The sequence below is a fragment of the uncultured Polaribacter sp. genome (assembly GCF_947495205.1).
Taxonomy (GTDB): domain Bacteria; phylum Bacteroidota; class Bacteroidia; order Flavobacteriales; family Flavobacteriaceae; genus Polaribacter.
The window spans coordinates 1-1,608 of sequence record NZ_CANLXV010000030.1 but is presented as its reverse complement, the minus strand read 5'-3'; the positions used below and the strand labels follow the sequence as shown (position 1 = coordinate 1,608).

The following is a 1,608-nucleotide window of genomic DNA, read 5'->3' as shown; positions in this document are numbered from 1 at the left end:
CCAGCAATGGACAGTACAGAGCCAGTAAACTTTACCTATACCGTAGTTGACGAAGATAACTTACCAGATACAGGAAATGTAGCCATTACTTTTACACAATTACCACCAGTAGCCGATGATGAAGTAGTTATGGGAGCAATGATAAATACTCCAATAGAAGTAGACGCTTTACTTGGTGATAATGATCCAGATGGAGACAATGCGGACTTAACAATTACAGAAATCACTGATCCAGTTACAGGTATTACTACACCAATAGATGCTGCTAATCCAGTAACCTTATCAGATGGTACAGTAGTTTCTTTAGTAGGAGGTGAATTGGTAGTTACACCAGCAACAGATAGTACAGAAGATATCGACTTTACTTATACAGTAGCAGACGAAGACGGTTTAACAGATACAGGAAATGTAGAGATTACATTTACTCAGTTACCACCAACAACAGTTGTTGATGCAGCAGAGACAGATCCAGGGACTTCAGTAAACATTAACGCTTTGGATAACGATGATGATGAGGATGGCGATAATGCCAATTTAATGATCACGTCAATTACTGATCCTTTAACTGGAACAGTAACACCAATTGCACCAGGTTCTGCAGTTACTTTGGATGATGGCTCAACAGTAACCTTAAATACAAATGGTACATTAGATGTTGTACCAGGTCCAGGCGTTACGTTAGTTGACTTTGATTATACAGTAACGGATGAAGATGGTTTAACAGCTACAGGCGATGTTGAAGTTACGGTAAATGAACCACCAATTGCAGACGATGAAGTTGTAACAGGTCAAACAAACGATGGCAACGACATTACAGTTGATGTTTTAGACGGCGATAGAGATCCAGATAACACTAATGGTGTTTTAACAATTACAGAGATCACTGATCCAGTTACAGGTATTACTACACCAATAGATGTTGCTAATCCAGTAACCTTATCAGATGGTACAGTAGTTTCTTTAGTAGGAGGTGAATTGGTAGTTACCCCAGCTAGTACAGATCCAATAGACTTTACTTATACAGTAGAAGACGAAGACGGTTTAACAGATACAGGAAGTGTAGATATTACATTTACTCAGTTACCACCAACGGCAGATAATGAAACTGTAACAGATGGAGCAATTAATACACCAGTAAACATTAGTGTTTTAGAAGGAGATAATGATCCAGATGGCGATAATGCTAATTTAATGATTACAGAGATTATTGACGCAGATGGAACGGTAACACCAATTGCACCAGGCGCAACAGTAACGTTAAGTGATGGTACAATGGTAACATTACAGACCAATGGTACTTTAGATGTAGTTCCAGCACCAGATAGCACAGAAGATATCGACTTTAGTTATACAGTAACTGATGAAGATGGCTTAACAGCAACAGGAGCTGTAGACATTACATTTGATCAATTACCACCAGTGGCTGAAGATGATCAAGTAGATGGTGCAACGATTAACACACCAGTAACTGTAGATGCTTTAAATGGCGATGATGATGCAGATGGAGACAATGCGAACTTAACGATTACAGAAATCACTGATCCAGTAACAGGTATTACATCTCCAATAGATGCTAATAACCCAGTAACATTAGATGATGGAACGGTA

At 38.9% G+C, this 1,608-nt stretch carries 1 protein-coding gene; it reads left to right on the top strand.

The genetic code is table 11. The annotated features are described in order from the left end of the window. Nucleotides 1-1,608: Ig-like domain-containing protein (locus tag Q0762_RS13865; RefSeq protein ID WP_298767723.1), on the top strand; the 1,608-nt coding region annotated here is incomplete at both ends.